Annotated in this window: 2 protein-coding genes; one reads left to right on the top strand and one right to left on the bottom strand. The window is 63.3% G+C overall.

From position 1 onward, the window contains the following. The coding region (locus K728_RS0104825) for a fatty acid desaturase family protein (protein ID WP_024476017.1) at nt 1-1,016 on the top strand (1,016 nt) is incomplete at its 5' end. 89 nt (nt 1,017-1,105) lie between these two features. Here K728_RS0104825 and K728_RS18435 read toward each other — a convergent pair. After that, on the bottom strand, nt 1,106-1,778 hold a 673-nt coding region (locus K728_RS18435; protein ID WP_443110922.1), incomplete at its 5' end, for an HpcH/HpaI aldolase/citrate lyase family protein.

Below are 1,778 nucleotides of genomic sequence, written 5' to 3'. Positions count from 1 at the left end.
CGACGCTGCTGAAGCAGGTACGCAAAGAAGGTCTGCTGAACCGTCGCCGCCGCTTTTACGTTTCCGTCTTCGCTGCACTGGCGTTGACCATGGGTGCCGCCTGGACCGGTTTCGCCCTGCTGGGCGATACCTGGTTCCAGTTATTGATCGCCGCCGTGCTCGGCGTCGTCTTCACGCAGATCGCGTTCCTGGCCCACGAGGCCTCCCACCGGCAGATTTTCAAGACCCGCGGGGCCAACGACTGGTCCGGACGGATCCTGGCCGCCGGCGTCGTCGGCATCAGCTACCAGTGGTGGATGAATAAACACACCCGCCATCACAACGACCCCAACGTGGTGGGCAAGGACCCGGACATTGAGATCGATACCATTTCCTTCATTGAGGAAGACGCAGCCAAAGCCAAGGGACTCCACGCCTGGATCACCCGCCGCCAGGGCTACCTCTTCTTCCCGCTGCTGACCTTCGAAGGTTTGAACCTGCACGCCAAGTCGATCGGCACCCTGTTCCGGCCGGGGGCTGTCCAGGGCCGCTGGATCGAACTGGCTCTCCTCGCGATCCGGTTCGGCGCCTATCTCGGCGTCCTGTTCTGGTTCCTGCCCGTCGGCATGGCGTTTGCCTTCATCGGCGTTCAGATGGCCGTGTTCGGCATCTACATGGGAGCCTCCTTCGCCCCCAACCACAAGGGCATGCCGATCATCCCCAAGAACAGCAAACTGGACTTCTTCCAGAAACAGGTCCTCACCTCACGCAACATTCGCGGCGGCAACTTCGTCAACAACGCCTTCGGCGGCCTGAACTTCCAGATCGAGCACCACCTGTTCCCGGACATGCCCCGCCCACACCTGCGCAAGGCCGCCCTGATCGTCCGCGAGCATTGCGAACGCCTCAAAGTCCCCTACACCGAGGTCGGCGTCGCAGCCTCCTACGGCGCAGTAGTGTCCTACCTCAACCGGGTAGGCCTCGCCGCACGCGACCCCTTCGACTGCCCCATGGTCAACAAATACCGGCACCAATAGCCCGACACATAAAAACTGCCCTGCGGGTCAGATCTGCCGCTAGCGGCGGACCTGACGGGCAGGGCAGTTTCTATGTCCGAGGTGGGTGTTTAGGCGTTCCACAGTCCGTAGGAATCGGCCAGTGAAGAGATTTTCTGGGCTCGGGCCAGACGGGGAAGATAGGATCCGTCACCGACGACGGCCCCAGCCTCATGCGCAACGAGAAGTTCATGCGCCCACATAATCTCGGACTCGCTCGGCGAGAGACCCTTGTTGATGGTGTCGGTGGCGTCAGGTAGCAGGCAGAGCTTGCCGGTCATGCCCATCGAGGCGGTCACCTTGCAGGCCTCCAGCAGGGTGTCCCCCAGCGCTCCAACGGTTGGACCATCGATAGGGCCGGGCAGCTGACCCACCCGCGAAGCAACCACCAGTTTGGCGCGGGCGTAGGCCAAGGCCATCGGCTCGTCGGAGGCTCCGGTATCTCGCCGGAAGTCACCGACGCCAAACGCGAGTCGGAACGTGCCCGGTGCGCTGGCAATCGATGTGGCGTTCTCAATACCCAGCGCCGACTCGATCAGGGCCAGCACCGGAGTGCCCGCCTGAAGTCGCATGGCGGTGTGGGTGACCTGCTCGGGCTTCTCCGTCATGGCCAGCATGACCCCGCGTAGTCCGGGAGCCTTGGAGAGTGCCGCGAGGTCGTCGGCCCAGAAATCGGTTTCGATGCCGTTGACTCGCACCCAGGCCGTCATCCCGGTGGAGAGTGCCTCCACCACCCGCTCCCGC

This window comes from Arthrobacter sp. CAL618, assembly GCF_000468215.1.
In the GTDB taxonomy this organism is placed as follows: domain Bacteria; phylum Actinomycetota; class Actinomycetes; order Actinomycetales; family Micrococcaceae; genus Arthrobacter_D.
The sequence above is the reverse complement of the archived record's forward strand: the minus strand, read 5'-3'. Positions and strand labels throughout refer to the sequence as shown.